This is a genomic window from Streptomyces sp. BR1, assembly GCF_052373795.1.
Taxonomy (GTDB): Bacteria; Actinomycetota; Actinomycetes; order Streptomycetales; family Streptomycetaceae; genus Streptomyces.
Genome location: NZ_CM126252.1, coordinates 6,536,770 through 6,561,540, shown reverse-complemented (window position 1 = coordinate 6,561,540; position 24,771 = coordinate 6,536,770). Strand labels below are relative to the sequence as shown.

Sequence of the window (24,771 nt, the reverse complement as noted above, 5' to 3'; positions counted from 1 at the left end):
CCCGTGCGCATCGATCTCGACAGCTACGTCAAGGGTGTACTCGACGGGAAGCGGGCGTTCATCGCGCGCGCCATCACCCTCGTCGAGTCCACCCGGCCCGACCACCGCGCGCTCGCCCAGCAGTTGCTCACCGAGTTGCTGCCGCACACGGGCGCCGCGCGGCGGATCGGCATCAGCGGTGTGCCGGGCGTGGGCAAGTCCACCTTCATCGACGCGTTCGGCACCATGCTGACCGGGCTCGGCCACCGGGTGGCGGTGCTCGCCGTCGACCCGTCGTCGACCCGTACCGGCGGCTCCATCCTCGGCGACAAGACGCGGATGGAGCGGCTCGCGGTGGATCCGGCCGCCTTTGTACGGCCCTCGCCGAGCGCGGGCACGCTCGGCGGGGTCGCCAAGGCGACGCGCGAGTCCATGGTCGTGATGGAGGCGGCGGGTTACGACGTCGTCCTGGTGGAGACCGTCGGCGTCGGCCAGTCCGAGACGACGGTGGCCAACATGGTCGACTCGTTCCTGCTGCTGACGCTGGCGCGCACGGGTGACCAGCTCCAGGGCATCAAGAAGGGCGTCCTGGAGCTCGCCGATGTGATCGCCGTGAACAAGGCGGACGGGCCGCATGAGCGCGACGCGCGGTCGGCAGCGCGGGAACTGGCGGGTGCGTTGCGGCTGATGCATCCGGCGGATGCCGCGTGGACTCCGCCGGTGCTCAGTTGCAGCGCGCGCGAGTCTCTTGGGCTCGACACCGTCTGGGAGCGGCTCTCCCAGCACCGGGCGCTGCTCGACTCCACGGGCCGGCTTGCCGCCAAGCGGCGTGATCAGCAGATCGACTGGACTTGGTCGATGGTCCATGACGAGCTGTTGGGTCGGTTGCGGGCCCATCCGGATGTAAGGGCTTTGGCCCCGGCGCTTGAACAGCGTGTTCGGGATGGGGAGTTGACTGCGACGCTGGCGGCGGAGCGGATTCTTGGCGCGTTTCAGGGGGAACGCGGGGTGTAGTGATCGTTTGGCTGCGGACCGTGCTCGGCTGGTCGCGCCCGCGCGGCGGAGCCGCATAATGACACAGCCCCGCGCCCCTGAAAGCTCGCGGGACCGCATCGCGGATCCACAACTCCGCCAAGGCCCGGACCGGCAACGGTCCGGGCCTTTCGCGTGCTCAGGCCACCGCCAGTGCCGAACCCTCCGCGTCACGCAAGCGCTCGATGAGGGCTGCTCGGGCTCGGGCCACTCGGGAGCGGACCGTGCCGACGGGGCAGTTGCTGACGTTGGCCGCGTCCGCGTACGGCAGTCCAACGAGCTGGGTCAGGACGAACGCCTCGCGGCGCTCGTCCGGCAGCGCGGCCAGCAGGTCGGCGAGCGCGACCCCGTCGTCGAAGCCGGGCAGGCCCCGGGGCTGGGCGCGTTCGGCGGCGGACTGCCAGTCGTCGGTGTCCGAGACGCGGGGCCGCGCGGCGGCGTATCGCAGGTTGTCGATCACCGCGCGGCGGGCGATCGAGAGCAGCCAGGTACGGGCGGAGGAGCGGCCCTCGAAGCGATGCAGGCTGCCGAGCGCCCGCAGGAAGGTGTCCTGGGTGAGATCGTCGGCGGCCTGCGGATCGGCGCCGAGGTAGGTGACATAGCGGCGTACGTCGCGGTGCAGCGCGCGTACGAAGTGCTCGACGGCTTCGGGGTCGCCGCTTCGGGCGGCAAGCGCCCAGGCCGTTATCGCCTGGTCCGTCGACTCGTCGCGCGGGCGGCGCGGGGCAGAAGTGATCACCTGATGTCCTTCTGGGAATCCGGGTCCGGACCGGCGCGAAGAGGTGGCGCGGGTCCGGTGAAGGGGTACGGCGGCACACGGGCGTGCGGCCGATGCCCGGGGCACCGGGAGGACAACTCCCAAGGCGCCACGGGGAACCGGCTGTCGTCAGACGACAGCGGTCCCGACGGGCGGACCCCTTGAGGTGATCGCGTGAACGAGGAAGAGCCGGCGCGGCACCCGGGCCGTACGGTCCCGGCGGGCGCGCAGGCGCGGGCGGCTCGGCGGCACCGCACGGAACAGGGCCATCCGCAGCGGGGCGAAGATCCATCCCGCGAAGGCCCGCAGGATCCGGAAAGCGGCCCGCTCGCCGTACGCGAGCCACAGACCGCAGAGCAGCGCGGCGAGCAGGTGGGCGGCGAACATGCCGGTGGAGGACATCCCCGCCATGTCATGCCCCATGGAACCCATGTGACCCATGTGACCCATGGAGTCCATATGCCCCATCGAGCTCATGTGGCCCGGCGACATGTCCATGGGCATGTTCATCGGCATGCCCGGATGCCCCATCGGCATGGACATGGACGCCATCGACGGCCCCGCCGCCTCCTGCGCCACCGAGAACAGTTCGTGCAGCACCGCCTGCGCGACCACCGCGACGGCCACCACCTGACCGAAGCCGCGCTCGCGGCCCGCCAGGCACCACGCCGTACCGCCGGTCGCGACCGTCGCGCAGCCGAGCGCCCACCAGGGCACCGGGGCGCCCGACATGAGGGCGTGCCCGAAGGCCGTGAGCAGCACGCAGAGGGCCGCGAACATCGCGGCCCGCACGGTGCGGCAACAGTCTCCGGCAGTCATGGCGCGCTCATCCTCGCATCCCCCTTCCGCGCCCCGACGGCGGGTGCGTATACGAAATCCGGCGTTTCCCCCCGACACCCTCATGTGATCCAGAGCACATCAACGCACCGGAACCCGGCGGGAGTTCGGGCCGACTCCTGGGAGAGCTCGGGAGATCGCCCGGTGCGACGGACGGGAGCGGAGGGGCGCCGGTGGCAGTGGACCGGAGCGAGGAGAGCAGTCGGCCCACGGGTGCGGTGAGCAGTCGGCCGACCGGCGCGGTGACGGCGCTGCTGACGTGTGCGATGGCGTTCTCGATGCTGCAACTGTTCCTGCTCGGGGCGCTGGGGCCGCGTATCACCGCCGCGCTCGACGTCTCGCCGACCGTCCTCGGGCTCACCACGACCATCGGCTTCGGCGCCGCCGCGCTGCTCTCCCCGCTGGGCGGCCGGGTGGTGGACGCGGTGGGTCCGCGCCGCTGTCTGGTGGCGCTGCTCGTGGTGTCGGCGGTGGCCCTGGGCCTGATCGGTGCGGCGCCGGGGGCCGGGTTCCTGCTGGTGGCGGTCGCGCTCGGCGGACTTCCGCAGGCGCTCGCCAACCCCGCCACCAACAAGGCGATCCTGGCCGCCGTGGCGCCCGCGCGGCGCGGCTCGGTGACCGGGATGAAGCAGTCGGGCGTCCAACTGGGCGCCTTCGCGGCCGGGTTGCCGCTCGCCGCGCTTGCCGGGCTCACCGGGTGGCGGGGCGCGGTCTGGACGGCGGCGGGCGCCGCGCTGGTGGCGGCGGTCTGGGCGGCGCGCGTCCTGCCCGCCGATCCCCCGCCGAAGCCCGCTGCCGCGATCCGGCTGCCGCAGGGCGCGATCGCCTGGCTGACCGCCTTCTCACTGCTCCTCGGCTGCGGCATCGCCTCGGTCAACACCTACCTCGCGCTGTACGGTTCACGGCGGCTCGGCCTCGGCCCGACGGCCGCCGCCGCGCTTGTCGCGGTCCTCGGCGTCGCCGGTATCGTGGGCCGGGTGGGCTGGTCGAAGGTGGCCGGACGCCCGGACCGGGCGGTGTGGCTGCCGGGCGGCCTCGCGGCGGGCGCGGTCGGCGCGGCCCTGCTCCTCGCCGCCTCGGCGTACGCGCACCCCCTGGCGTGGCTCGCGGCGATCACCGTCGGCGTGTTCGCGGTCTCCGCCAACGCGGTCTCGATGGTCCTCGTCATGCAGCGCGCCGAACCGGGCCGCGCCGGACAGGACTCGGCCCTGGTCTCGGCCGGGTTCTTCGCCGGATTCGCGCTCGGCCCGCCCCTGTTCGGCCTGCTGGCGTCGGCCGGACGCTACGGCCCCGGCTGGCTGCTCGTCGCGGCCGAGTTCGCAGGCGCGGGCGCGGTGGCCCTGCTGTGGGCGGTACGCGAGCGCGGTACGGCCGTACGTACGCGAACTGCGGCGGTACGCGGATGAGCGCCCCGGAGTGGGCAGTTCCGGCCTTGGACGCGCTCCTCGGCCGGGTCACGGTCACCGAGGCCCAGGTCGGCGACCGCTTCCCGCTGTACGCCGACCCCGGCACCGGGACCTGGACGACGACGGGGCGCGGCTCGTGGACCGGCGGGTTCTGGGCGGGACTGCTGTGGCTGCGGGCCCGGCGTACGGGTGCGGCCCGCGACCGCGCCGCCGCCAAGGCGTGTACAGCCCGGCTCGCCCGCTGGGTGGACGCGGACACCGCCACACGCGGACTGATCCTCTGGTACGGGACGGCGCTCGCGGACGACGAAGGCTCAGCCGCTCTGCAAAGCCGGGCAGCGCGCGCCTGCCTCGACGCCTTCGACCCGGAACGGGGCATGGTGCCCTGGGGCGCGGCCTTCGGCGGCCCCCGCCTGGCCGTCCGCCCCGACGGCGTACCCGGCATGGTGCCGCTGCTCGCCACGGTCGACAAAGCCGCTGCCGAATCCCATCTGCGACGCCATCTGGAGCTGTGCACCGCACTGACGTGGTCCCGAGGCCGAGCCTGGCTGCTGCTCGGGGTCACCGAGGGGGTGCGCCACCTGGGAATGCGTGAACTGCCGCCTGTCATCGACCAGTTGACGACTTCACGGCTCGTCCCACCGGCCGACGAGGAGCACCCCGACGGACCGCTCGACACCTCCGCCGCCGCCATCACCGCACTCGCCCTCCTCCAGCTCGACCGGACGCGCCAGGCGGTCGAGGTGCTGGACGAGCTCGTCCGCGTACACCTCACCGCCGATGGACGGCTCCTTGACGGGTGTTACGACCTCGACGAAGGCAGCGCCGTCCGGCACGAGCTGATCTGGGGGACGTTCTTCCTGGCGTACGCGCTGGCGACGTTGACCGACGGATAGCGGGCGCTGCCCGGACAGGTCACCCCTCGCCGCGCAGCGCCCTCCGCGCCACCGACGCGATGTGCTGCTCGTCCGGGCCGTCGAGGATGCGGGCCGCGCGGCCGGCGCGGAGCAGGGCGGGCAGGGGCGTGTCCGGGCCGAGTCCGGCGGCGCCGTGCACCTGGATCGCCGCGTCCGCGACCTGCTGGAGCGTCCGGGCGGCCGCGACCTTCGCGAGGCCCACCTCCACATGGGCGTCGAGCCCCGTGTCCACGCGCGCGACCGCCTCGTACAGCAGCGGCCGGGTGGTCCGCAGCGCCAACAGGGCTTCGAATACGTGGAGTTGGACGAGCTGGAGGTCACCGAGACGGCCGCGTGAGCGCGTCCGGGTCGCCGCACGCTCCCGCAGCAGCTCGAACGCGCGCTGGGCCTGGCCGAGCCAGCGCAGACAGCGCAGGGTCCGGCCCAGTTGCAGCCGCTCGCCCGCGACGGCGAGCGCCCCGCCGCGTGCGCCGACCAGGTGATCGGGGCCGACCACGACCTCGTCCAGTTCGATCTCCCACTGTCCACCCGCGCCGAGCATCGGCAGTTCCCGCACCACGCGGAAGCCGGGCGAGCCGGTCGGGACGAGGAGCAGGGACAGCCCCTCGCGGTCCCCCGGTTCGCCGTCGGTGCGGGCGAGTACGGTCACCAGGTCGGCGTCAGCGGCTCCGCTGGTGAACCATTTGCGGCCACTGATATGCCAGTTGCCGTCGGCGTCCTCGCGCGCGTGCGTGGCGGTCAGGGACGGGTCGGTGCCCGGAGTCTCCGGCTCGGTCATGGCGTAGCAGGCCCGCAGCTCCCCGGCGGTGAGCCGTGCGGCGTGGGCCGCGCCGAGCCCGGAAGCGCCGTGCCGCTGAAGCATCAGCGCGTCGAGCAGGGACGCGGAACCGAGGGCCGCCGGGCCATGGTCGCTGGCGCCCTCCGCCTCGGCCACATGCGCGTACGACCGCAGGGGCAGGCCCTGTCCGCCGAGTTCGACAGGGTGCGGCAGCGCCCACAGGCCCCGCGCCCGCGCCTCCTCCTGGAGCGTGCGCAGGGTGACGCGCGCCTCCCGGCCGCCCGCGTCGAGCAACGCCTCCTGCGGCTGCACCCGCTCCCGTACGAACGCGGCGACCCGGTCCCGCAACTCCAGCACGTCCCGCGGACATTCGGGTCCGCCGCGCAGCCGGTCCGCTCGCTCGTCCACCAGTTTCCTCCAGCTTCCGGGAACCCCCTCGAACGGCGGTCCGACTGCTTCTTCCGTGGAACTGGTCGGGGGCGAGCGCCCCCGGGTTCCCGTATCGCACAAGGTCACCCACGAGGTCAGAGAAAGAGGAGAGGCATGGCAGCGACAACAGCCGGCCCTGCCGACGCGGCGAGATCGGCCGCCCGGCGGACCGCCGGGCCGCTCGACGGGCTGCGCGTGAGCACTTCGGGACCGGCCGACGTACTCGTCGCGGAACACCTGCGGCTGCTCGGCGCCGAGACCGCCGGGCCCTCGGACGGAGGACTCACGCTCTCCGGCGCCGAGTTCACCAGCCTCACCGCGCACACCGCATGGGGCTCGGGCATGCTCGTCGACGAGGCCACCGTGCAGGCCGCCACCGGTGTGATGGCCGTGCACGGCCGCCGCGACGGTATCCCGCGCGGCCTCGCGGTCGACTACGTGGCCACCGCCACCGGGTCGCTCACCGTGCAGGGCCTGCTCGCCGGGCTGCTCGCGCAGGCGCGGGGCGCGCAGGTGACCCGGGTGGAGGCCGGCGCCGAGCGGGCCGCGTTGCTGACCGTCTCGCAGTACCTGGCCGCCGCCGGAGCAGAGGAGAGCGAGGCGGCTGAACTGGCCCCCGGCGGGCCGCCGTTCACCTCGCGCGACGGCGTCGTCTTCGAGCTGGAGACCCTGGACCCGGGCGCGTGGGCCGCGTTCTGGCGCGCGCTCGAAGCACCCGAAGAAGCGATACGGCGAGGTTGGCGGCCCTTCCAGTTCCGTTACGCGACCGCCTGCGCGCCCTTCCCGCAGGCCCTGCACGACACCGTGCGGGCGAGCGGCTGGGACCGCGTGCGGCGGGCGGCCTCGGCCTCCGGCGCCGAGGTGTGCCGACTGCACTCGCTCGCCGAACGCGCCGCCGAACACGACGGGGCCGCGCCCTGGACACTGACCTCGTACGAGGCCGCGTACCGCACGACCACGGCCGCCACCACCGCCAGACCGCTCGCCGGATTCACCGTCCTGGAGGCCGGGCGCCGCGTCCAGGCGCCGCTCGCCGCGCATCTGCTCGGGCTGCTCGGGGCCGACGTCGTACGGATCGAGCCGCCGGGCGGCGACCCGCTGCGCGGTATGCCGCCCACCTGCGACGGAGTCTCGGCCCGATGGCTGGCCCTGAACCGGGGAAAGCGTGCCGTCGAGCTCGACATCAAATCCGCAGCCGGACGCCGGGATCTGCTCAACCTCGCATCCGGAGCCGACGTCTTCCTGCACAACTGGGCGCCGGGCAAGGCCGCACAGCTCGGGCTCGACCGGCCTCAGCTGGCCACTGCGAACCCCGCGCTCGTCTACGCGTACACCAGCGGCTGGGCGGACCGATTGCCGGGCGCGCCGATGGGCACCGACTTCATGGTCCAGGCACGCACGGGAGTCGGCGAGGCCGTCAGGCCCGCCGACGAGCCGCCCGCGCCCTCGCTGATGACCCTGCTCGATGTACTGGGCGGGCTGCTCGGTACGGAGGCGATCCTGGCGGGGCTGCTGCTGCGGGAGCGTTCCGGCGATGGCGTACGCGTGGACTCGTCCCTGCTCGGAGCCGCCGACATCCTCACCGCGCCCGCGCGCGAGCGCATCGCGAACGGTCAGGATCCGCGCCGCGCCGCCGGATTCCGCCGCCCGCTGCCGACGCGGGACGGCTGGGTCGCGCCCAGCGATGTCTGCGCCGCCGCGGCTTCGGCGTACGACCTGCGCGAACTGTCCACACCGGACGCGCTGGAGCTGCTGCGCGGCCACGGTCTGAGTGCCGCCGCCGTCACCACCGATCTCGCCGAACTCCCCCGCGACCCCCGGTTCACCGGGGCCATCAGCCGCGACCCGCACGGCGCGCCCGCCGTCCGCGCCCCCTGGAGCTTCCTGTGACCGTCGTCCTGCGCGATCTGCTCCCCGCCCGGCTGCGCCGCTCCTGGGCGGTCGACGGCACCTGCCCCGACCTGGACCTCTACAGCCTCTACCGAGCCCGCCAGACAGCCGATCCGCACCATACGGCAGTCATCGACGCCAAGGGCGAACTCTGCTACACGGCCCTTGAGCGCAAGGCCCGATGTCTGGCCGCCGGGCTCGCCGGGCTCGGTATCCGCGCGGGCGACGTGGTCGGCGTCCAGCTGCCCAGCGGCCGTAACGCCGTGATCGCCGACATCGCGCTGGCCGCGCTCGGCGCCGTCTCCCTGCCGTTCCCGGTCGGGCGGGGCGGGCGCGAGGCGGTGTCGCTGCTCGCACGGTCCGAGGCGGTCGCGGTCATCGCGGCCACCGAGCACCGGGGCAGCCGCCACGCCGCCGACCTGCTCGCCCTGTCCGCCGAACTCCCTTCGCTGCGTACGGTAGTGGCAGCCGGGCCCGGCACCGCACCCCAGGGCGCAGTCGCGTTGGCGGAGTTGACCCGCACGGACCCGCATACCTTCCTCCCGGCCCGGCCCAACCCCGATTCCGCTGCCCGGATCCTGGTGTCGTCGGGTTCGGAGGCCGAGCCCAAGATGGTGGCGTACTCGCACAACGCACTGGCGGGCGGGCGCGGCAACTTCCTCGGCTCACTGCTGCCGGACGGGCGCCCGCCGCGCTGTCTGTTCCTGGTGCCGCTCGCCTCGGCGTTCGGCAGCAGCGGTACGGCGGTGACCCTCGCCCGGCACGGCGGCACCCTCATCGTCCTCGACCACTTCACACCCGAAGCCGCCGTCGACGCGCTCGTCGCCCATGAGCCGACCCATGTCCTCGGCGTGCCGACGATGATCCGCATGATGCTCGACCGTCTCGCCGACACCGGCGCCCCGCGCTTCGCCCCGCCCACCGCCGTGATCGTCGGCGGCTCCCCGCTCGACGAGACCACCGCCGCCGAGGCCCGCCGCGTCTTCGGCTGCCCGGTGGTCAACCTCTACGGCTCGGCCGACGGCGTCAACTGCCATACGTCACTGGACAGTTCGGCCGTACGAGCCGACGGCCCCGGGGTACTGGCGGGCCGCCCGGACCCGCGCGTAGCCGATATCCGCATCGCTGTCCCAGACACGCGTGAGCTTCAGGAGGTACCCCCGGGAACGGTCGGCGAGATCGTGGCCCGCGGCCCGATGTCCCCGCTCTGCTACGTCGCGGCCCCCGACCTGGACGCCCGCTACCGCACCCCCGACGGCTGGGTCCGCACGGGCGACCTCGGCCGACTCGAACCCGACGGCACCCTACGCGTCGTCGGCCGCCTCAAGGACGTGGTGATCCGAGGCGGCGCCAACATCAGCCCCGCCGAGGTGGAACTGGAACTCGCCACCCACCCCCTGATACGTGACGTGGTCTGCGTCGGCGTCCCCGACCCCTTGATGGGCGAACGCCTCGCGGCGTGCGTGGTGGGGCGGGAAGGGGCGGATCCGACGCTGGAGGACCTGTCCGCACATCTGGACGCGCGCGGCCTGGAACGCCGCAAACACCCCGAACACCTGCTACTCGTAACGGAGTTCCCCCTGACCCCGGCGGGCAAGCCGGACCGGGCGAGGCTGAGGGAGCGGTGCGAGAGGGAGCCGGAACCGGCGGTGTGAGAAGGGGGAGCGGGGTGTGGACTGGTTGCCACGCCCACACCCCGCTCATACCTGCGGTCCCGAGCCACCTGCCAAGGGGCGCGGGGAACTGCGCGACCAGCCCCTACGGTCCGCAGCCGAACAGCCGCTCAGCCAGCCATGGCCTGCTTGACATCGGCCGCAGCCTTCCGGTACACACCCAGCAAGTCCATATCCCTGTCCGGATAGTTGACGATCTCGATCTGCTTCGCGCCGGAGTCGGGCAACACCTTCCCCGTGGACATATGCGCATTGTCCAGAACCAGCGCAGGCTTCTTCTTCGACAGCCCGGCCAGCTGCTGCGCGGTCACCGCTTCGGGACCGTACGTACCAACAACATCCGCGCCCGCCAACTTCGCCGACCACGTCGAGAACACCTGCGCGACGACGACGGGCGCCTTCCCTCCAGGCCAAGCGCTCTTGACGTCCTGCTGCAACCTGCCGTACTCCGCATCGAACGACGTCTTCCACTGCGCGGCGGCGGCCTGAGTACCGAACATCTTCCCCAGGCGCACCACTTCGGCCACAGCCTTGTCCGCGTCGTTGTCGAGGTTGACCTCAACCAACTCGGCCTTCGACCCCGCCGCGTCCTTGATCTTCGAGGCGTACGGCTCGAACGGCGCGTACAGCACGAAGTCGGCGCCCGCCACGGCCGCGAGGTCGGACGGCTTGGGGTCGTAGTCGGGCGCGTGGTGCACCGACTGCGGGACGATCACCTTGACGTCCTTGATGCCCGCCGCCTTGGCGAAGGCCCCCTCCCAAGCGGTGGTCGCGACGACCTTCGGTGTACCGCTGCCGCCGCCCTTCCCGGACGGGGAGTCGTCCTTCTTGTCGCTGCCGCACCCGGTCACAGCAAGGACGAGCCCGGCGCTCAGTGCCAGGAGGGAAGGGATACGGACGCGGCGGTACTGCGCCATGAGCTGATTCTCCGTTCGGGGATGAGATGGACGGCGAGGACCACGGCCCCGGCCGTCAGGACAAGCACGGGGCCGGGCGGCAGGTCGAGCCGGAGCGCGACGAGGAACCCCGTCGCGTTGACCGTCAGACCGATGCCCACCGCCCAGGCGGTGATCGAGGTGAGGGAGGCGCCGAGCCGCCGGGCCGCGAGCGCGGGCAGCAGGGTCAGCGCGTCGACGAGCAGGGCACCGGTGAGCTTGATCGCCCCGGCGACCGCGACGGCGACCAGGACCAGGAGCAGCAGGGTCAGCCGGTCGACGCGTACGCCCGCGCTGAGGGCGAGTTCACGGTCGTACAGCAGGAGCGCGAGATCGCGGCGCCGCCACCAGAACAGGGCCGGTACGGCGGCGGCCAGCACGCCGAGGAGCCACAGGTCCGCGCTGCCCACCGAGAGGATCGACCCCCACAGCAGCGCGAACGCGCCCGACGCGTTGACCCCGGAGATCGACAGGACCAGCAGCGCCGCCGCGATCGCGAGGCTCATCAACAGCCCCATCGCGCCGGAAAGGCCGTCCGGGGTACGGGCCAGCGGCGCGACCCCAGCGCCCGCGAGCGCGCACGCGACCAGCGCGCACAGCATCGGGTCGAGCCCGGTCAGCAGTCCGACCGCGATGCCGAGCAGGGCCACGTGCATCATCGCGAACCGTACCGGCATGATGTCGAGCCCGACGATCACGACCCCGACCACCGGAAGCCCGACGGCCGCCAACAGCAGTGCGGCGCCCGCCCGTTGGACCGGTACGAGCTGGAGGAGTTCGCCGAGATCGGCGGCGGCCAGGTTCACGCGACCTCCCGCAGACAGCCCGCGGCCATTTCGAGGACGCGCTCGCAACGGTCGGCGAGCGCACGGTCATGGGTGACGACGACGAGGGTGACCGGCAGGGACAGCAGGACGTCCGCCGCCTCCTCCTGACCGGCGAAGTCCAGCGCGGCGGTGGGCTCGTCGGCGAGCAGCACCCCGGCCCCGGCGGCGACACAGCCGACCGCGCGGGCCAGATACATCCGCTGGAGCTGACCGCCGGAGAGCGTATGCAGCGGGCGGTCGGCCATCGGCCCGACGCCCAGCTTCGCGGCCGCCTCGGCGGCCTCGACGGGCGCGCCGCTGCTGGCCAGCAACTCCCGTGCCAGCAGCGGGAACCGCCCGGTTGCGGGCTTCTGCGGAATCCACGCGCACACCCGACGCCGCCAGGCCCACTCGGCAGCGGTACGGGCGCTCTGCCCGCCGACCAGGATCGTCCCGCCCGCCTGCCGGTGCAGCCCGAGCACGGCCCGTACGAGCGTGGTCTTCCCGGACCCGTTCGTACCGGTGAGCGCCACACGCTCACCGGCAGCGACATCGAGATCCACACCCCGCACGGCCTCGACCCGACCGTGACGGCACGCGACATCACGCATCCGCACATCCAGCCCGCCCATCCCACCTCCTAGTTCACGACAAGGAGTCGGAAGGAAGGGTCAGGTAGTTCCCGACGTTCCGGGCCCCTTCAGGGGCGCGGGGAACTGCGCGCCCAGCCCCTACGGTCCGCAGCCGAACAGCCACACTCCCGCCGCGCGCTAGCGCCCCGCATCCGCCAACAGCTTCAACGCGAGCTTCTGCAGCTCGTCCCCCGCCTTCTCCGGCGACCCCGTGTCGTACGGCGGCTGGGGGTCGTATTCGATGGCGAGCTGCATCGCCTCGGCGATCCGGTCGTCGGACAGCCGGGCGGCGAGATGGAGCCCCATGTCGATGCCCGCCGACACCCCGGCAGCCGTGATGATCTTCCCGCTCTCGACGAACCGCCCGGGGGTGTCGATCGCGCCGAGGTCCTTGAGCGAGGGCCGCGCGGCCCAGTACGTGGTGGCGGGCACGCCTCGCAGCAGTCCGGCGGCGCCGAGGATCAGGGACCCGGTGCACACCGATGTGGTCCACACGGTGTGCCGGTGGATGCGGCGGATCCACTCGTGCACCGCGCTGTCCTTCATCATCGCGACCGCGCCCGGCTCACCGCCGCCGGGGATGAGCAGCACCTCGGCGCGGTCGACATCGCGCAGCGACCGTTCCGCCACAAGCGACAGCTCGCCCGTGTCGGTGAGGACCGGCCCGGCCTCCTTGGCCACCATGGTCACCCGTACATCCGGCACCCGGCAGAGCACTTCGTACGGGCCGATCGCGTCCAGCGCCGTGAAGCCGTCGTAGAGCAGCACGGCGACCCGGATCCGGCGGCGCCCGCCTGCGTGGGTCCCGCCGCGCTCGGCCGCGTGGGCCGGACCGCCCATCCCGACGGTGGCCGCGACCGAGGCGCCCACGCCTCCCGCCACGGCGGTTCGCAGGACCTGACGACGGCTGTGCCCGTGCTCGACGCTCATCCCTCAACACTCCTTACTGCCAAGGCCGTTGCCACCGAGTGGCGGCATATCTCAGCAGTCGGGCCGGGGGCCGGGGTGGTTCCCGCTCTGATTTCCGGAGTTCTCAGAGCGGTCTGTGCCCGTGCGGCAGGAGCCGTCCCATCGCGCGCCGGGCCGCCGGGACAAGGCCGTGCTCGACGGCCGGGGCCGCGCCCGCCGTGACCACGGCGCGCGGCCCTGGGACCGCCGATCCGTACCACTCGCACGGGGCCCCCGGATGCCGCTGCCGCGCGTCGCCATGGGCTTTGAGCGCCACACTGACCAGGCTGAGCAGCAGCTCGACGTCGGCGTCGCAGTCGAGCAGGACCGTGAGCCAGGCGGATCCGGGTGTCACCCGGATCGCGCTGCTGCGCCGCAGCTCCGGCAGCAGCCGTTCTATCGCCGTATGGGTGAGGTGCAGGTCAGCGGCATTGTCCGAGTGGAAGTGCACCACCTCGTACTCAGTCGTGCGCAAGGCTTGCCCAACGGCGCACCGGGGCGGGCCACTTACCAGATTCGGCCATGTCTCCAACTGAGCCATGGCGCGATGGGCCGCGGTCATAACCCCATCCTCGCGCACGATTCACCCGCAGGACACCCCCATCAACCTTCTCGTACGCCGCTTGACCAATCCGTGGCCGTACAAGAGGGGCTCAGGAGGGGGCGCAGCCTAGTCCAACTGCACCGGGCCGTCACCCGTTCCGGCCTGCTGGTCACCCTTGCCCGCCTGCCCCCGGGTCCCTTCCGCCGCGCCCTTACCGGCCGTACCGGGGTAACCGGGCAGCTCAAGGTAGGCACCGGCCTTGGCGGGGCCGTCGCCCTTGTCCTGGCCCTGGCCGGAACCGCTCAGGTTCTGCCGGACCGAGTCGAGGATCGTCAGGCCCTGGCCGACCAGGCCCGCCGCGATCTCGCCGAGGCCGTCGGCGCCGTTCAGTACGTTGACGTTGGCGCCCGCGAGGCCGCCGGCGGCCTCCTTCACGATCTGCGGCAGCTGGTCGATGAGCATCCGGTCGAGCGCGACGCGGTCGTGCGAGGCGGCCGCCGCGGCCTGGATCTTCATCCGCTCGGCCTCGGCCACCGCCAGCACCCGGATCCGCTCGGCCTCGGCCTCGGCGGGCTTGACGATCTCGGCCACCAGCTGCTGCTGGCGCAGCTTCGCCTGGCGAAGGGCCAGTTCGGTCTGGGCGGCGAGGACTTCCTGCTGGGCGTGGGCCTGGGCGAGCGGACCGGCCTGGGCGGCCTTGGCTTGGGCCCGGTCGACCTCGGCCGAGTACTCGGCCTTGACGACGGCGGTCTGGCGGGCGTACTCGGCCTGGTTGCGCGCGGCCTCCTGCTCGGCCTCGACGGAGGCCTGGGTGGCCTGCGCCTGGGCGATCTGGGCCTGGCGCTGGATGGCCGCCTTGTGCGGGGCCGACATCGCGTCGATGTAGCCGGTGTCGCCGTCGTCGATGGACTGGATCTGGAGCGAGTCCACGATCAGTCCGATCTTGGCCATCTCGGCCTTCGAGGTGTCCAGGACCTCGGCGGCCAGCTTCTGGCGCTCCGTCACGATCTCCTCGACGGTCATCGAGCCGATGATCGCCCGCAGGTGACCGGCGAAGATCCGGCCGGTGAGGACCGACATCTGCTCCTGGTCGGAGAGGAAGCGCTGGCCGGCGTTGACGATGCTCTCGTTGTCGTTGCCGACCTTGAAGGCGATCACGGCCCGCACGCTCAGCGCGATGCCCTGGCGTGTCACACAGGTCTCGGTGACCTCGGACTCGCACATGGCGAGGGTGAGGAACCGGGTCTTGCGGAAGACGGGGAGCACGAACTTGCCGTGGCCGGTCACCACCCGGAACGGCGCACCTCCCAGGCCCCGCCTGCCGCCCGAGATCAGCATCGCCTCGTCCGGGGCGGGAACGCGATAACCGAACATCCTTGTCTCCCTCGTGTGTTTTGCTCTGTGACTTACGTGGTGTGCCGGAACAGCCGTACGCGGTGCGGTGGAACCGCCGGTGTCAGTCGGGCTCGATGCCCAGTTCCTGGAGCGGGTCGGCCCATTCGATGACGTCGACCTGACGTATACCGCGCGATTCCACGACGAGGACCTTCGCGCCGCGCGGCAGGGGTTCCTCGGACCAGGCGAGGAAGGTCTCGGAGCCGCCCCGGACACGTACCAGGACCTCGCCGGGGCCCGCGGGGCCCCGCGTGCCGACGATCACTTCCCCCACGCAGCCGATCACGGCATCGTCCTGCTCCATCGCCCGGACCTCCTCCCATCGTCTGGATCCGGACGTGCGTACCGATCCGGACTTCTGACCATAGCTCCCCGACCGCGTACAACCCATCCTCGGGGACCTGACGGACTCTGACGTTCAGATGCCAGAGCTCCTACACAAGTGGCAAGTAATTTGCGAAATCTGACACAACTCTGAAACCAGAGTGGCTTGTTCGGCCAGAGCGCCACCAGGAGACTGGTGGACAAGATCTACTGCGTCGCGCCGGGCCCCACCCCGGAAGGGCGCCGACCACCGACGCACTACCCCGAGGCCGAGCTTCATGAACGAGGTGGGGCTGTTCCCCGGGACTGCCGGCCAGGCGGCGGCGAGCCGACCCACTCGTCGGGCCGCGTGGCGGGCCGGCGGCCGTTGCGGACTTCTCCGCACGCCGCTCGCACGAATACCGCCAGGGCGCCGCGGGGGCGTCCTCAGCATGTCTCGCTGGGAGAGTCTTTGATGATCACACGCAGGAACGCGATGAAGGCCGGTGTCGCGCTCACCGGCGCCGTGGGGGGCGCGGGTCTGCTGATGCCGGCCTTGAGCAGCGCGGCGCAGGCCGACGGCCAGACCACGACCGACATCGACCCCACCACCATCCCCAAGTTCGCCCAGGCGATGCCCGTTCCCGAGGTCACGAAGCCGGACCGGATATCGGGGACGACCGCGTACTACAGCTTTGAGATGCAGGAAGTCCAGACAGAGATCATTCCGGGCAAGCAGACGACGGTCCGCACCTTCGACGGCTACTTCCCCGGCCCCTGGATCAAGGCCTGCTCGGGCCACCGCGTGGTCGTCACCCAGAGCAACAGCCTTCCCACCCCGGCCTCCATCCACCTCCACGGCGGCCACGTCCCGGAGTCCAGCGACGGCACGCCGATGGACCTCATTCAGCCGGGCAACGAGAAGACGTACACGTACCCGAACAACCAGCCCAACGCGAACCTGTGGTTCCACGACCACGCGCACCACATCGAGTCGGAGAACGTCTTCCGCGGGCTGACCGGGTTCTACACGCTGATGGACCTGCCGGAGAAGGCGCTGGGGCTGCCGTCGGGCGCGTACGACATCCCGATCGCGATCCGTGACGCCCGGTTCGACGACAACGGGCAGCTCCTGTACGTGATGAACGACTTCCGCAACCGGAACGTCATCCTCGCCAACGGCAAGGCGTGGCCGTACTTCGACGTCGCGGCGCGCAAGTACCGCTTCCGCCTGTACAACACGTCCAACATGCGGTTCTTCACCCTCAAGCTGTCGGACGGCTCGACCGTCCAGCAGATCGGGACCGACGGCGGCCTCCTGGAGGCGCCGCTGACGACCGACACGATCTCGCTCACCTCGGGCGAGCGCGCGGACATCGTCATCGACTTCTCGAAGTACGCCGAGGGCACCACCATCATCCTCACCAACACCGAGAACGCGCCTCCCGGCAGCCCCGCCTCGCAGGTCATGCAGTTCCGGGTGACCAAGAAGGCCGCGGACTACAGCCGCGTCCCGAGCCGCCTGCGCACGCTGCCCGAGCTGAAGCCGGCCACCGTCAACCGCAACGTTGTGCTGCGCGTCGACGAGACGTCCCCGGACGGCCTCGGCTACATCGACGACAAGATCTACGACGACAAGCGCGTCGACAACACCATCCAGTACGGCGACACGGAGATCTGGACGGTCTCCAACGTCAACCAGCGGGTGCCGCACAACTTCCACATCCACCTGGTGCAGTTCCGGGTGATCGAACGCAATGGTGTGCCGGTGACGTCCGGGCCCGAGTCCGGGCTCAAGGACACGGTCCGGCTGATGCCGGGCGAGAAGGTGAAGGTGCAGGCGACCTTCACCGGCTACCGCGGCAAGTACGTCTACCACTGCCACATGTTCGACCACGCGTCGATGGGCATGATGGCGACGATGGAAGTCGTCTGACGCCCCGGCTCCACCACGACGGGGGCGTGCCGGGACTTCCCGGTGACGCCCCCGCTCGCCCCTTGAACGGCCGCCCCGCGGCCCCGCCCCCTCCTGCCTCCTGCGCCCCCGCCAGGCGGCCCCGAGGGTACCCATGGCGGTGGGCCGCGGCGCGGCCAGGACGGCGGGCGGGCCCGGATGCCCGGTGCCCGCCCGCCGTCCGCCCAACCGCCTCACGTACGTGCGGTGTCAGCCGTACTCCCCGTAGTGCGGGCGCCGGTTGTCCTGGGCGTCCCGGTAGAGCCGGAAGAAGCGGTCGCCGTAGACGGGGCTGTAGGTGATCTGGTTGTAGCGGGGGTCGGACTCGGGCACGTCCGGGCCGCCGCCGTGGAAGCCGCCGACGTTCCCGATGATCTGACCCGTCCCCGCGTCCCAGTCGATGTCGGAGAACCACGGGCCGCCGGAGACACCGCCCCACATCCCCGCGCACACCACCCGCATCTGCCGGTAGCCCGAGAGCCGCCCCGACCGCGCCGGGCACCGCACCGGCAGGTCCTCCGGATTGCGGCCCACCCGGGGGTAGCCCATCATCGTCACGTCCTGCGCGTAACCGGGCGTGCGCACCAGCTTGTTGGCGCCCACCACGTCCTGGATGTTGCGCCCACCGGGTCCCGGCGCGAGCCGCGCGAAGGCGTAGTCCAGGTCGGAGACGGCCGCCTTGGTGTTGCGGACGTACTTGTTGTCCACGTACCAGTCGGTGACCCGGTAGAACTCGTACGGCTGGTCCTCAAGATCGGCCTCCGAGGTGTACTGCGGTACGAAGACGGCCCGGCCGCCCGCGCAGTGACCGGCCGTCAGGACGAGGTTGCGCCCGCCGCTCTCCACCACGCTCGCCGAGCACTTGTGGGCCCGCATCTCCCCGTTCGTCGGGTCCGGGCCGGTGGTGGTGAACAGGACGCCGACGGACGCGAGCCCGGGGATGTGCTCGGCGGTGGGCATACCGGGCACGGCCGCCGGGGGCCCGGGCAGGCCGGTCGTGGTGCCGTTGCCGGGCCGGGCGGGGTCGGTGGCGGTGGCGATCCGGCCGGGCGTCCAGAAGCCGAGCGCGTCCGCGTCCGACCAGTCGCCGTCGCCGGGAGCCCGGTGGTGCGGCTTGATAGGCCCGTCCGCCGCGTGGGCCGTGCCGCCGGCCAGCAGGAGCGCGCCGGACGCGGCCAGGGCGAGACCGAGCCGCGTCCGGGACGTCCTCCGCCGCGGCGCCCGCCGCGACTCCGTACCGTCGTGGAAGATCATGCGGACATGGTGCACGAGCGGTCCGCTTATCTACGGGCGACTCGTGCGGCTCCCCCGGCATGCTCCCCGGACGGATCACATCGCGGTGAGGGCGAACGCCAGCAGCGCGGTGGAGGTGAAGTCGTCGGCCGGTTCCACCGTCTGCCAGGCGCCGACGTGGTCGAGGTAGCGGGCGCCCTTGCCGTCGAAGCGCTTGAAGGTGTCGGTGCCCGACTCGCAGGGGCGCATCGTGTCGAAGGAGTTGAGCTCGCCGAGCTTGGCGGCCGCGTTGGGGCCGTTGACGACCGCGCCGCGCAGGATCTTCCCCTCGCCGGTGAGGCTGCCCGCGAGGTTGGCCACCTGGTGCTCGGGGCAGTGCGGGAAGACCTCGCCGGTGCCGATCATGAAGCTGGTGCCCCAGGCGTTGGCGCCCAGCGCCCAGCCGCGCTGCCTCGCCGCGAACGCGTCGTAGCGGTGGTCGCCGGTCGCCTTCGCGTACAGCCGGGCGGTGGCGGCCAGGCCGAAGGTGTGCGGGACGGCGTCGAAGTCGGTGTAGACCGCGCCCGCCCGGAACGGGTCCTTGGCCGCGCGCTTCTCACCGTCCGTCAGCTGCCGCCGCAGATCACCGGCGGCCTCGTCGGAGGGCGCGAGACGTACGAGGTCGGCGTGGGCCAGAGCGCTGACGTCGGCGACGCCGAGCGTCCCGCGCGCGTCGGAGGAGATGTACTTCCGCGCCCAGTCCCCGGCCTCCCGCTGCCACTTGTCCGCCCGGTCGTCGTCCAACTGCCGTGCGGCAAGGGCGAGTTCAACGGCTCCGAACTCCATGTCGTCCTGCCAGGAGTCCTCCGGGTAGAAGCTGTGCGGGAAGGCGGTGACCAGCTCCCCGCTGTGCTCGGTGTCGGCCTGCCCGTACACCGCCGCCGCCTTTTCCAGCCACTGCCGGGCCCGGTCGGGGTCGCTCTTGGCGTCCGTCTGCGCGGCGAGCGCGAAGGCGGCGGCGACCCGGCCCGCGAGGTTGGGGCTGATCGGCTCGCCGGGCTCGTTCGCCCGGAACACCGGCCGGTGCTTCAGTACGTGGTCGGGGTCGCCCTCGGACGCCTTCAGCGCGTCGTCCGCCTCCGGGAGCCGCCATACGTCGTGGTCGCTGCGGAAGTCCTTGTTGCCCGCACCGATGCCGACCTGGGCATAGAGAGTGCCGGTGCGCCCGTCCCACATTCTGTCGAGCCACGCCAGACCGTGCCGCGCCTCGTCGGCGATGCCCGGCGTATCGGGCAACGCCCGCTGGGCGAGCAGCAGTTGGGCCGTGGAGTACGACGCGGTGTGAGTGAACTTCAGGAAGTCCCCCGCGTCGAACCAGCCGCCCGATGTGTCGACGGGCCCACCGACCCGCCGCAACGGCTCCGTCAGCTCGGTGCCGTCGTCGTTGTAGTGGGGTGTGGCGTAGACGGTCGCCTGACGGTCATTCAGGTGGGCGGGTCTACGGCTCAGCTCGCCGCCCGGCACGACGTCCGCGCCGTCCCGCTGGGCCTGGAAGAAGCGGACGTTGTCGGCCGCCAGGTTCTTCATCAGCTCCTTCGCGGGGGCTATACGAAAGCGCGGCGAGGTGGCGGTGGCGGAGCCGGTCAGCTTCAGTCGGTAGGTGCCGGGTGCGGTGAGCGCGGTCAGATCGAGGGTGCGTACGGAGTCGTACGTCTTGTTCCAGCTGCCGGTACGGGGGCCGGGCGCGCCGCCGAGTACCGTACGGCCGGACTCGTCCAGCACCTCGAAGCGCGCGTTCGCGAGGGCGTCGTCGCGGCCGAGGACGAACGCTTCCTTGTGCTCGCCCGTGATGTAACCGGCCTGGTCGACGCGGATCTCGGCGGAGGGCTGCGCGGCCCCCGTCGAGGGCAGTGCGTACCAGACGGCTCCGGCGCCGAGCGCGACTGCGAGGGTCAGGGATATGGCGCGGGCGCGCGGGACGGGGATTCTCGAAACCATGGCGTCAGCTTGCCGGGGGAATCATGAGGGGACGATGAGGGGCGCTCCGCGGGCAGTGCGGATATTTGGCTGCGGACCGTGCGTGGCTGGTCGCGCCCACGCGGCGGAGCCGCACAATGACACAGCCCCGCGCCCCTGAAAACGGGGCCGGAAGCGCATCGCACTTCCATAGGGCCGCCCAGATCACCGCTCTCGTTCTGGAGCGCCGATCCTCAGCTCGGCCAGCGCGCCTCCGCCCGGCGCGGGCCCCAGGGCGACCGTGCCGCCGTGCAGATCGGCGACCCACCGGACGATCGCCAGGCCGATGCCGTTGCCGCCCGCGCCCGATGTGGCCTCGAAGCCCGGGCCGTGGTCGCGGACCGCGACGCCGCCCGGGTGGACGCGTACCTCGACCGGGGTCGAGCCGCCGTGGCGCAGCGCGTTCTCGACGAGGTTGCGTACGGCCTGCTCAAGGAGGTCGGGGTCGCCCGCGACCACCACGGACTCGGCCGTCACCGCGATGTCCGCGCCCGGCCGGACCTGGCCCACCTCGTCCACCACCTGCTCCACCAACTGGTCGAGCCGGAGCGGCGTCAGCTCCACCTCCTGGGCGCCCGCCTCCACCCGCGCCCGCGTCAGCAGCCCGCCCACCAGGCGGCCCATCCGGTCGACCAGCCGGGCCGACTCCGCCGCGCTGCCCGCCTCCAGGGTCACCCGGAGCGTGGCGAGCGGGGTGCGCAGTTCGTGCGCGGCCTCGGCGAGGAACTGCTCCTGCTGGTCAAGGGCCCGCAGCGCCTCCCGCATGCTGCGGCCGGACAGCAGATGCCCGACGAGGGCGGCGGCCAGCACAAGTCCCGTACCGCCGAGGGCGAGCCAGCGGACCAGTGTCTCGTGGTCGCGTTCGCCGGGGCCCGGGTCGGCGGCGGCCAGGACGGCGGCGCCGATGCTGTCGTCGTCCCAGACGGGCGAGGCGGCCCAGCGCAGGGTGGTGCCGTCCCGGGAGGTCTCGGTCGCGTACACCGTCTCCTGCTGTTCGAGGACCTTGCGCCAGAGCCCGTCGAGGCGGCCCGCGTCGGGCAGTTCCGCCGGGCCGGGGCGCGACCAGCGGACTTCGGGGGCCTTGGACGACTTGGACCCGCTCACGACCGCGAGGGCGCCGGGTTCGCGGGCGAGCGCGTCCTCGGCGAGGGGTTCGAGGTGCAGCGTGCCCTTGTCCATCCAGACCGCGCGGGCGAGACCGTCGGCGCGGCGGGCGATCTCCTTGTCCAGGCCGCCGGCACGCGAACGGCCGTCGATGGAGGAGGCGACGAAGGCCAGGACCACCAGACATACGGCCGTTGTCGCCGCGAACAGCACGGTCAGGCGTCGGCGCAGGCGGACGAGCCGGGCCAGGGCCGGGCGCGTCCTCGTCGGCCGCGCGCTCACTCCGTACCGTTGCCGTCGATCCGGTAGCCGACCCCGCGCACCGTGCCGATCAGCTCGTCGGAGCCGAGCTTGCGGCGCAGCTGGCCGATGACGACGTCGACGACGTTCGACATCGGGTCGCTCATCTCGTCCCAGCAGCTCTCGATCAGCTCGCTGCGGGTGACGACCTCGCCCGCCCGCAGCATCAGCGCCTCCAGTACGGCGAACTCCTTGGCGGTGAGCGTGAGCAGCACCCCGGCGCGCCGCACCCGGCGGCGCGGCAGATCCACCTCCAGGTCGGCGACGCGCAGTTCGGGAAGCCGGGCGGGCCGCACGCGTCGGCACAGGCTGCGTACGCGCGCGGTGAGCTCGGCGAACGCGAACGGTTTGACGAGGTAGTCGTCCGCCCCGTGTTCGAACCCGGCGACCCGGTCGTCGACCGTGCCGAGCGCGGTGAGCAGCAGCACGGGCAGCGTGGATCCGGCGCGGCGCCGCTTTCGTACGAGGTCGAGGGCGTCGCCGTCGGGGAGCCCCCTGTCCGCCACCACGCAGTCGTACGTGTTCACATCGAGCTTGAGCTCGGCCTCGTCGAGCCGCACGGCGAGATCGACGGCGAACCCGGCCGCCCGCAGCCCCTCCACGACGACCGGGCCGAGCTCAGGGTCGTCCTCCACCACCAGCACGCGCATGAAACGGGAGCTTACGTGGGGACTCCGGTCGCGGCGTCCAGGGCGTGGAGGCGGCCGTCGTCGCTGCCTACGCAGACGATGCCGTCGGCCACAGCTGGGGACGCGGCCCCGACACGGTCCGGGCCGCGCGTGAGCCGGGGTCGGTAAGGTCCCGGTCAGCAGCCGCCCGGCTGCGCTTCTCTCCCGGAGGCACGCATGAAGATGCTGATCAACGTGGCCGAGACAGTCGTGGCGGACGCGCTGCGCGGGATGGCGGCCGCCCATCCGGAGCTGACCGTCGACGTGGAGAAACGCGTGATCGTGCGCCGGGACGCGCCCATGGCCGGGAAGGTCGCCCTTGTGTCCGGGGGCGGGTCGGGGCACGAACCGCTGCACGGCGGGTTCGTGGGGCCCGGGATGCTCGCCGCCGCGTGCCCCGGCGAGGTGTTCACCTCGCCCGTGCCGGACCAGATGGTGCGCGCGGCGGCCGCCGTGGACAGCGGGGCCGGGGTGCTGTTCGTCGTCAAGAACTACACCGGTGACGTGCTCAACTTCGAGATGGCCGCCGAACTCGCCGAGGACGAGGGCGTACAGGTCGCCAAGGTGCTGGTCAACGACGATGTCGCGGTCACCGACAGCCTGTACACGGCCGGGCGGCGCGGGACCGGCGCCACCCTGTTCGTGGAGAAGATCGCGGGCGCCCTGGCCGAGGAGGGCGCGCCGCTGGAGCGGGTGGAGGCGATCGCTCGCCGGGTGAACGAGAGTTCACGCAGTTTCGGCGTCGCCCTCAGCGCGTGCAGCACACCCGCCAAGGGGAGCCCTACCTTCGAACTGCCGCCAGGCGAGCTGGAGTTGGGCGTCGGCATCCATGGCGAGCCGGGGCGCGAGCGGCGGCCCATGATGACCTCGCGGGAGATCGCCGACTTCGCGGTGGACGCCGTACTGGAGGACCTCAAGCCGTCGAGTCCCGTACTGCTGCTCGTCAACGGCATGGGGGCGACACCGCTGCTCGAACTGTACGGGTTCAACGCCGAGGTGCACCGGGTGCTGGCCGAGCGGCACGTCCCCGTCGCCCGCACACTCGTCGGCAACTACGTCACCTCGCTCGACATGGCGGGCTGTTCGGTGACGCTCTGCCAGGCCGACGAGGAGCTGCTGCGACTGTGGGACGCGCCGGTCAACACGCCTGCGCTGCGGTGGGGTTGCTGATCCCGATGCCCACGACACCCGAAGGAGGACTTGTGCTCGACACCGCGTTCTTCCGCCGCTGGATGACCGCCACGGCCGCCGCCGTCGACCGGGAGGCGGACCGGCTGACCGAACTGGACTCGGCCATCGGCGACGCCGACCACGGCAGCAATCTGCGGCGCGGCTTCACCGCCGTGGCCGCCGTGCTTGACAAGGACAACCCGGACACGCCCGGGGGCGTACTCACCCTCGCCGGGCGCGAGTTGATCTCCACCGTCGGCGGCGCCTCCGGACCGCTGTACGGGACGCTGCTGCGCCGCACCGGCAAGGCGCTCGGCGACGCGGCCGAGGTCAGCAGGGAACAGCTGGCCCAGGCGCTGGGCGCGGGTGTGGCAGCCGTGGCCCAGCTCGGCGGGGCGGCGGCCGGGGACAAGACGATGCTGGACGCGCTGCTGCCCGCCGTCGACGCGCTCGGCGAGTCGTTCGCGGCGGCGAGCGCGGCGGCCGAAGCGGGAGCGCTCGCGACCGTACCGCTGCAAGCCCGCAAGGGCCGGGCCAGCTATCTCGGCGAGCGGTCCATCGGCCACCAGGACCCGGGCGCGACCTCGTCGGCCCTGCTCATCGGCGCGCTCGTGGAGGCTGCCGGATGAGCGGGGACGGGAAGCTCGTCGGGGTGGTCCTGGTCTCCCACAGCGCCGCGGTCGCGGAAGCCGTGGCCGGGCTTGCGACGGGGCTCGCGGGCGGCGGCACGACCGCCCCGGTCGCCCCTGCGGGCGGCACCCCGGACGGCGGCCTCGGCACCAGCTCCGAGCTGATCGCGCAGGCCGCGGCCGCCGTCGACAGCGGCGCGGGCGTCGCGGTCCTGGTCGACCTCGGCAGTGCTGTGCTCACCGTGAAGGCGCTGCTCGCCGAGGGCGACGAGCTGCCGGAGGGGACGCGGCTGATCGACGCGCCGTTCGTCGAGGGCGCGGTGGCGGCCGTGGTCGCCGCCTCGGCGGGGGCGGACCTGGACGCGGTGGAGGCGGCGGCTGTGGAGGCGTACGGCTACCGGAAGGTCTGACACCGGCACGCTGACGAGGACGGGCCCGGCGGGACTCCCCCGCCGGG

General features: G+C 72.4%; 23 protein-coding genes. 9 read left to right on the top strand and 14 right to left on the bottom strand.

Translation table 11 applies throughout. The features are described from left to right. The first annotated feature begins 3 nt into the window (after window positions 1-3). Window positions 4-993 (top strand): methylmalonyl Co-A mutase-associated GTPase MeaB, encoded by a 990-nt coding sequence (gene meaB / locus ACT1U9_RS28840; protein WP_444535544.1) that lies wholly within the window; start codon window positions 4-6, stop codon window positions 991-993. Window positions 994-1,150: 157 nt separating this feature from the next. Here the strand turns inward: meaB and ACT1U9_RS28835 are convergent, their stop codons facing one another. Further along, a complete protein-coding gene (locus ACT1U9_RS28835) occupies window positions 1,151-1,750 on the bottom strand; it encodes a sigma-70 family RNA polymerase sigma factor (protein ID WP_444535543.1) in 600 nt (199 codons plus the stop codon). 147 nt (window positions 1,751-1,897) lie between these two features. Next, the gene (locus tag ACT1U9_RS28830) at window positions 1,898-2,587 is read right to left on the bottom strand and encodes a hypothetical protein (protein WP_444535542.1); all 690 of its coding nucleotides are present in this window, start codon (window positions 2,585-2,587) and stop codon (window positions 1,898-1,900) included. Window positions 2,588-2,778: 191 nt separating this feature from the next. Between ACT1U9_RS28830 and ACT1U9_RS28825 the strand changes: the two genes are divergently transcribed. Then, the gene (locus ACT1U9_RS28825) at window positions 2,779-4,011 is read left to right on the top strand and encodes an MFS transporter (protein WP_444535541.1); all 1,233 of its coding nucleotides are present in this window, start codon (window positions 2,779-2,781) and stop codon (window positions 4,009-4,011) included. Further along, entirely contained in the window at window positions 4,008-4,907 is a 900-nt protein-coding gene (locus ACT1U9_RS28820; protein WP_444535540.1) for a sugar ABC transporter permease, read from the top strand. Before ACT1U9_RS28825 ends, ACT1U9_RS28820 begins: the two co-directional genes overlap by 4 nt. 19 nt (window positions 4,908-4,926) lie before the next feature. Here ACT1U9_RS28820 and ACT1U9_RS28815 read toward each other — a convergent pair whose 3' ends face one another. Continuing rightward, window positions 4,927-6,114 (bottom strand): acyl-CoA dehydrogenase family protein, encoded by a 1,188-nt coding sequence (locus ACT1U9_RS28815; RefSeq protein ID WP_444535539.1) that lies wholly within the window; start codon window positions 6,112-6,114, stop codon window positions 4,927-4,929. 135 nt (window positions 6,115-6,249) lie between these two features. Between ACT1U9_RS28815 and ACT1U9_RS28810 the strand changes: the two genes are divergently transcribed. Both ACT1U9_RS28810 and ACT1U9_RS28805 read left to right on the top strand, forming a co-directional pair. Then, a complete protein-coding gene (locus tag ACT1U9_RS28810; protein WP_444535538.1) occupies window positions 6,250-8,025 on the top strand; it encodes a CoA transferase in 1,776 nt (591 codons plus the stop codon). Beyond that, entirely contained in the window at window positions 8,022-9,680 is a 1,659-nt protein-coding gene (locus ACT1U9_RS28805) for a class I adenylate-forming enzyme family protein (RefSeq protein WP_444535537.1), read from the top strand. The genes ACT1U9_RS28810 and ACT1U9_RS28805 overlap by 4 nt, the downstream gene beginning before the upstream one ends. A gap of 128 nt (window positions 9,681-9,808) precedes the next feature. Here the strand turns inward: ACT1U9_RS28805 and ACT1U9_RS28800 are convergent, their stop codons facing one another. From ACT1U9_RS28800 to ACT1U9_RS28770, 7 genes are all read right to left on the bottom strand, one after another. Next, entirely contained in the window at window positions 9,809-10,615 is an 807-nt protein-coding gene (locus ACT1U9_RS28800; protein WP_444535536.1) for an ABC transporter substrate-binding protein, read from the bottom strand. After that, window positions 10,570-11,439 (bottom strand): metal ABC transporter permease, encoded by an 870-nt coding sequence (locus ACT1U9_RS28795; protein ID WP_444535535.1) that lies wholly within the window; start codon window positions 11,437-11,439, stop codon window positions 10,570-10,572. The genes ACT1U9_RS28800 and ACT1U9_RS28795 overlap by 46 nt, the downstream gene beginning before the upstream one ends. Further along, on the bottom strand, window positions 11,436-12,071 hold the full coding sequence (locus ACT1U9_RS28790) for an ATP-binding cassette domain-containing protein (RefSeq protein ID WP_444535534.1): 636 nt from the start codon (window positions 12,069-12,071) through the stop codon (window positions 11,436-11,438). Before ACT1U9_RS28790 ends, ACT1U9_RS28795 begins: the two co-directional genes overlap by 4 nt. Window positions 12,072-12,209: 138 nt before the next feature. Then, the gene (locus ACT1U9_RS28785) at window positions 12,210-13,001 is read right to left on the bottom strand and encodes a DJ-1/PfpI family protein (RefSeq protein WP_444535533.1); all 792 of its coding nucleotides are present in this window, start codon (window positions 12,999-13,001) and stop codon (window positions 12,210-12,212) included. A 103-nt stretch (window positions 13,002-13,104) separates the two neighbouring features. Next, window positions 13,105-13,494 carry a luciferase domain-containing protein gene (locus ACT1U9_RS28780; RefSeq protein WP_444535532.1) on the bottom strand — a complete coding sequence of 130 codons (390 nt, stop codon included), beginning with the start codon at window positions 13,492-13,494 and terminating at the stop codon, window positions 13,105-13,107. Window positions 13,495-13,689: 195 nt separating this feature from the next. Next, entirely contained in the window at window positions 13,690-14,937 is a 1,248-nt protein-coding gene (locus tag ACT1U9_RS28775; RefSeq protein ID WP_444535531.1) for a flotillin family protein, read from the bottom strand. A gap of 82 nt (window positions 14,938-15,019) precedes the next feature. After that, the gene (locus ACT1U9_RS28770; protein ID WP_444535530.1) at window positions 15,020-15,262 is read right to left on the bottom strand and encodes a hypothetical protein; all 243 of its coding nucleotides are present in this window, start codon (window positions 15,260-15,262) and stop codon (window positions 15,020-15,022) included. A 474-nt stretch (window positions 15,263-15,736) separates the two neighbouring features. On the opposite strand from ACT1U9_RS28770, the gene ACT1U9_RS28765 reads away from it, so the two are divergent. After that, entirely contained in the window at window positions 15,737-17,197 is a 1,461-nt protein-coding gene (locus ACT1U9_RS28765) for a multicopper oxidase family protein (protein WP_444535529.1), read from the top strand. Between the two features lie 228 nt (window positions 17,198-17,425). Here ACT1U9_RS28765 and ACT1U9_RS28760 read toward each other — a convergent pair whose 3' ends face one another. From ACT1U9_RS28760 to ACT1U9_RS28745, 4 genes are all read right to left on the bottom strand, one after another. Beyond that, a complete protein-coding gene (locus ACT1U9_RS28760; protein WP_444535528.1) occupies window positions 17,426-18,469 on the bottom strand; it encodes a trypsin-like serine peptidase in 1,044 nt (347 codons plus the stop codon). Between the two features lie 75 nt (window positions 18,470-18,544). Further along, complete coding sequence (locus tag ACT1U9_RS28755; protein WP_444535527.1) at window positions 18,545-20,425, bottom strand: glycoside hydrolase family 9 protein; 1,881 nt, start codon at window positions 20,423-20,425, stop codon at window positions 18,545-18,547. A gap of 183 nt (window positions 20,426-20,608) precedes the next feature. Then, window positions 20,609-21,829: a sensor histidine kinase gene (locus ACT1U9_RS28750; RefSeq protein WP_444535526.1), complete on the bottom strand. Its 1,221-nt coding sequence runs from the start codon at window positions 21,827-21,829 to the stop codon at window positions 20,609-20,611. Continuing rightward, window positions 21,826-22,497: a winged helix-turn-helix domain-containing protein gene (locus ACT1U9_RS28745; RefSeq protein WP_444535525.1), complete on the bottom strand. Its 672-nt coding sequence runs from the start codon at window positions 22,495-22,497 to the stop codon at window positions 21,826-21,828. Before ACT1U9_RS28745 ends, ACT1U9_RS28750 begins: the two co-directional genes overlap by 4 nt. Before the next feature lie 195 nt (window positions 22,498-22,692). Between ACT1U9_RS28745 and dhaK the strand changes: the two genes are divergently transcribed. From dhaK to ACT1U9_RS28730, 3 genes are read left to right on the top strand one after another with little or no spacing between them, the layout of a single operon-like run. Then, window positions 22,693-23,685 carry a dihydroxyacetone kinase subunit DhaK gene (dhaK, locus tag ACT1U9_RS28740; protein ID WP_444535524.1) on the top strand — a complete coding sequence of 331 codons (993 nt, stop codon included), beginning with the start codon at window positions 22,693-22,695 and terminating at the stop codon, window positions 23,683-23,685. 32 nt (window positions 23,686-23,717) lie between these two features. Further along, window positions 23,718-24,314, top strand: coding sequence for a dihydroxyacetone kinase subunit DhaL (gene dhaL / locus ACT1U9_RS28735; protein ID WP_444535523.1), 597 nt, complete (start codon window positions 23,718-23,720; stop codon window positions 24,312-24,314). Further along, the gene (locus tag ACT1U9_RS28730; protein ID WP_444535522.1) at window positions 24,311-24,724 is read left to right on the top strand and encodes a PTS-dependent dihydroxyacetone kinase phosphotransferase subunit DhaM; all 414 of its coding nucleotides are present in this window, start codon (window positions 24,311-24,313) and stop codon (window positions 24,722-24,724) included. The genes dhaL and ACT1U9_RS28730 overlap by 4 nt, the downstream gene beginning before the upstream one ends. The last annotated feature ends 47 nt before the right edge of the window (window positions 24,725-24,771 follow it).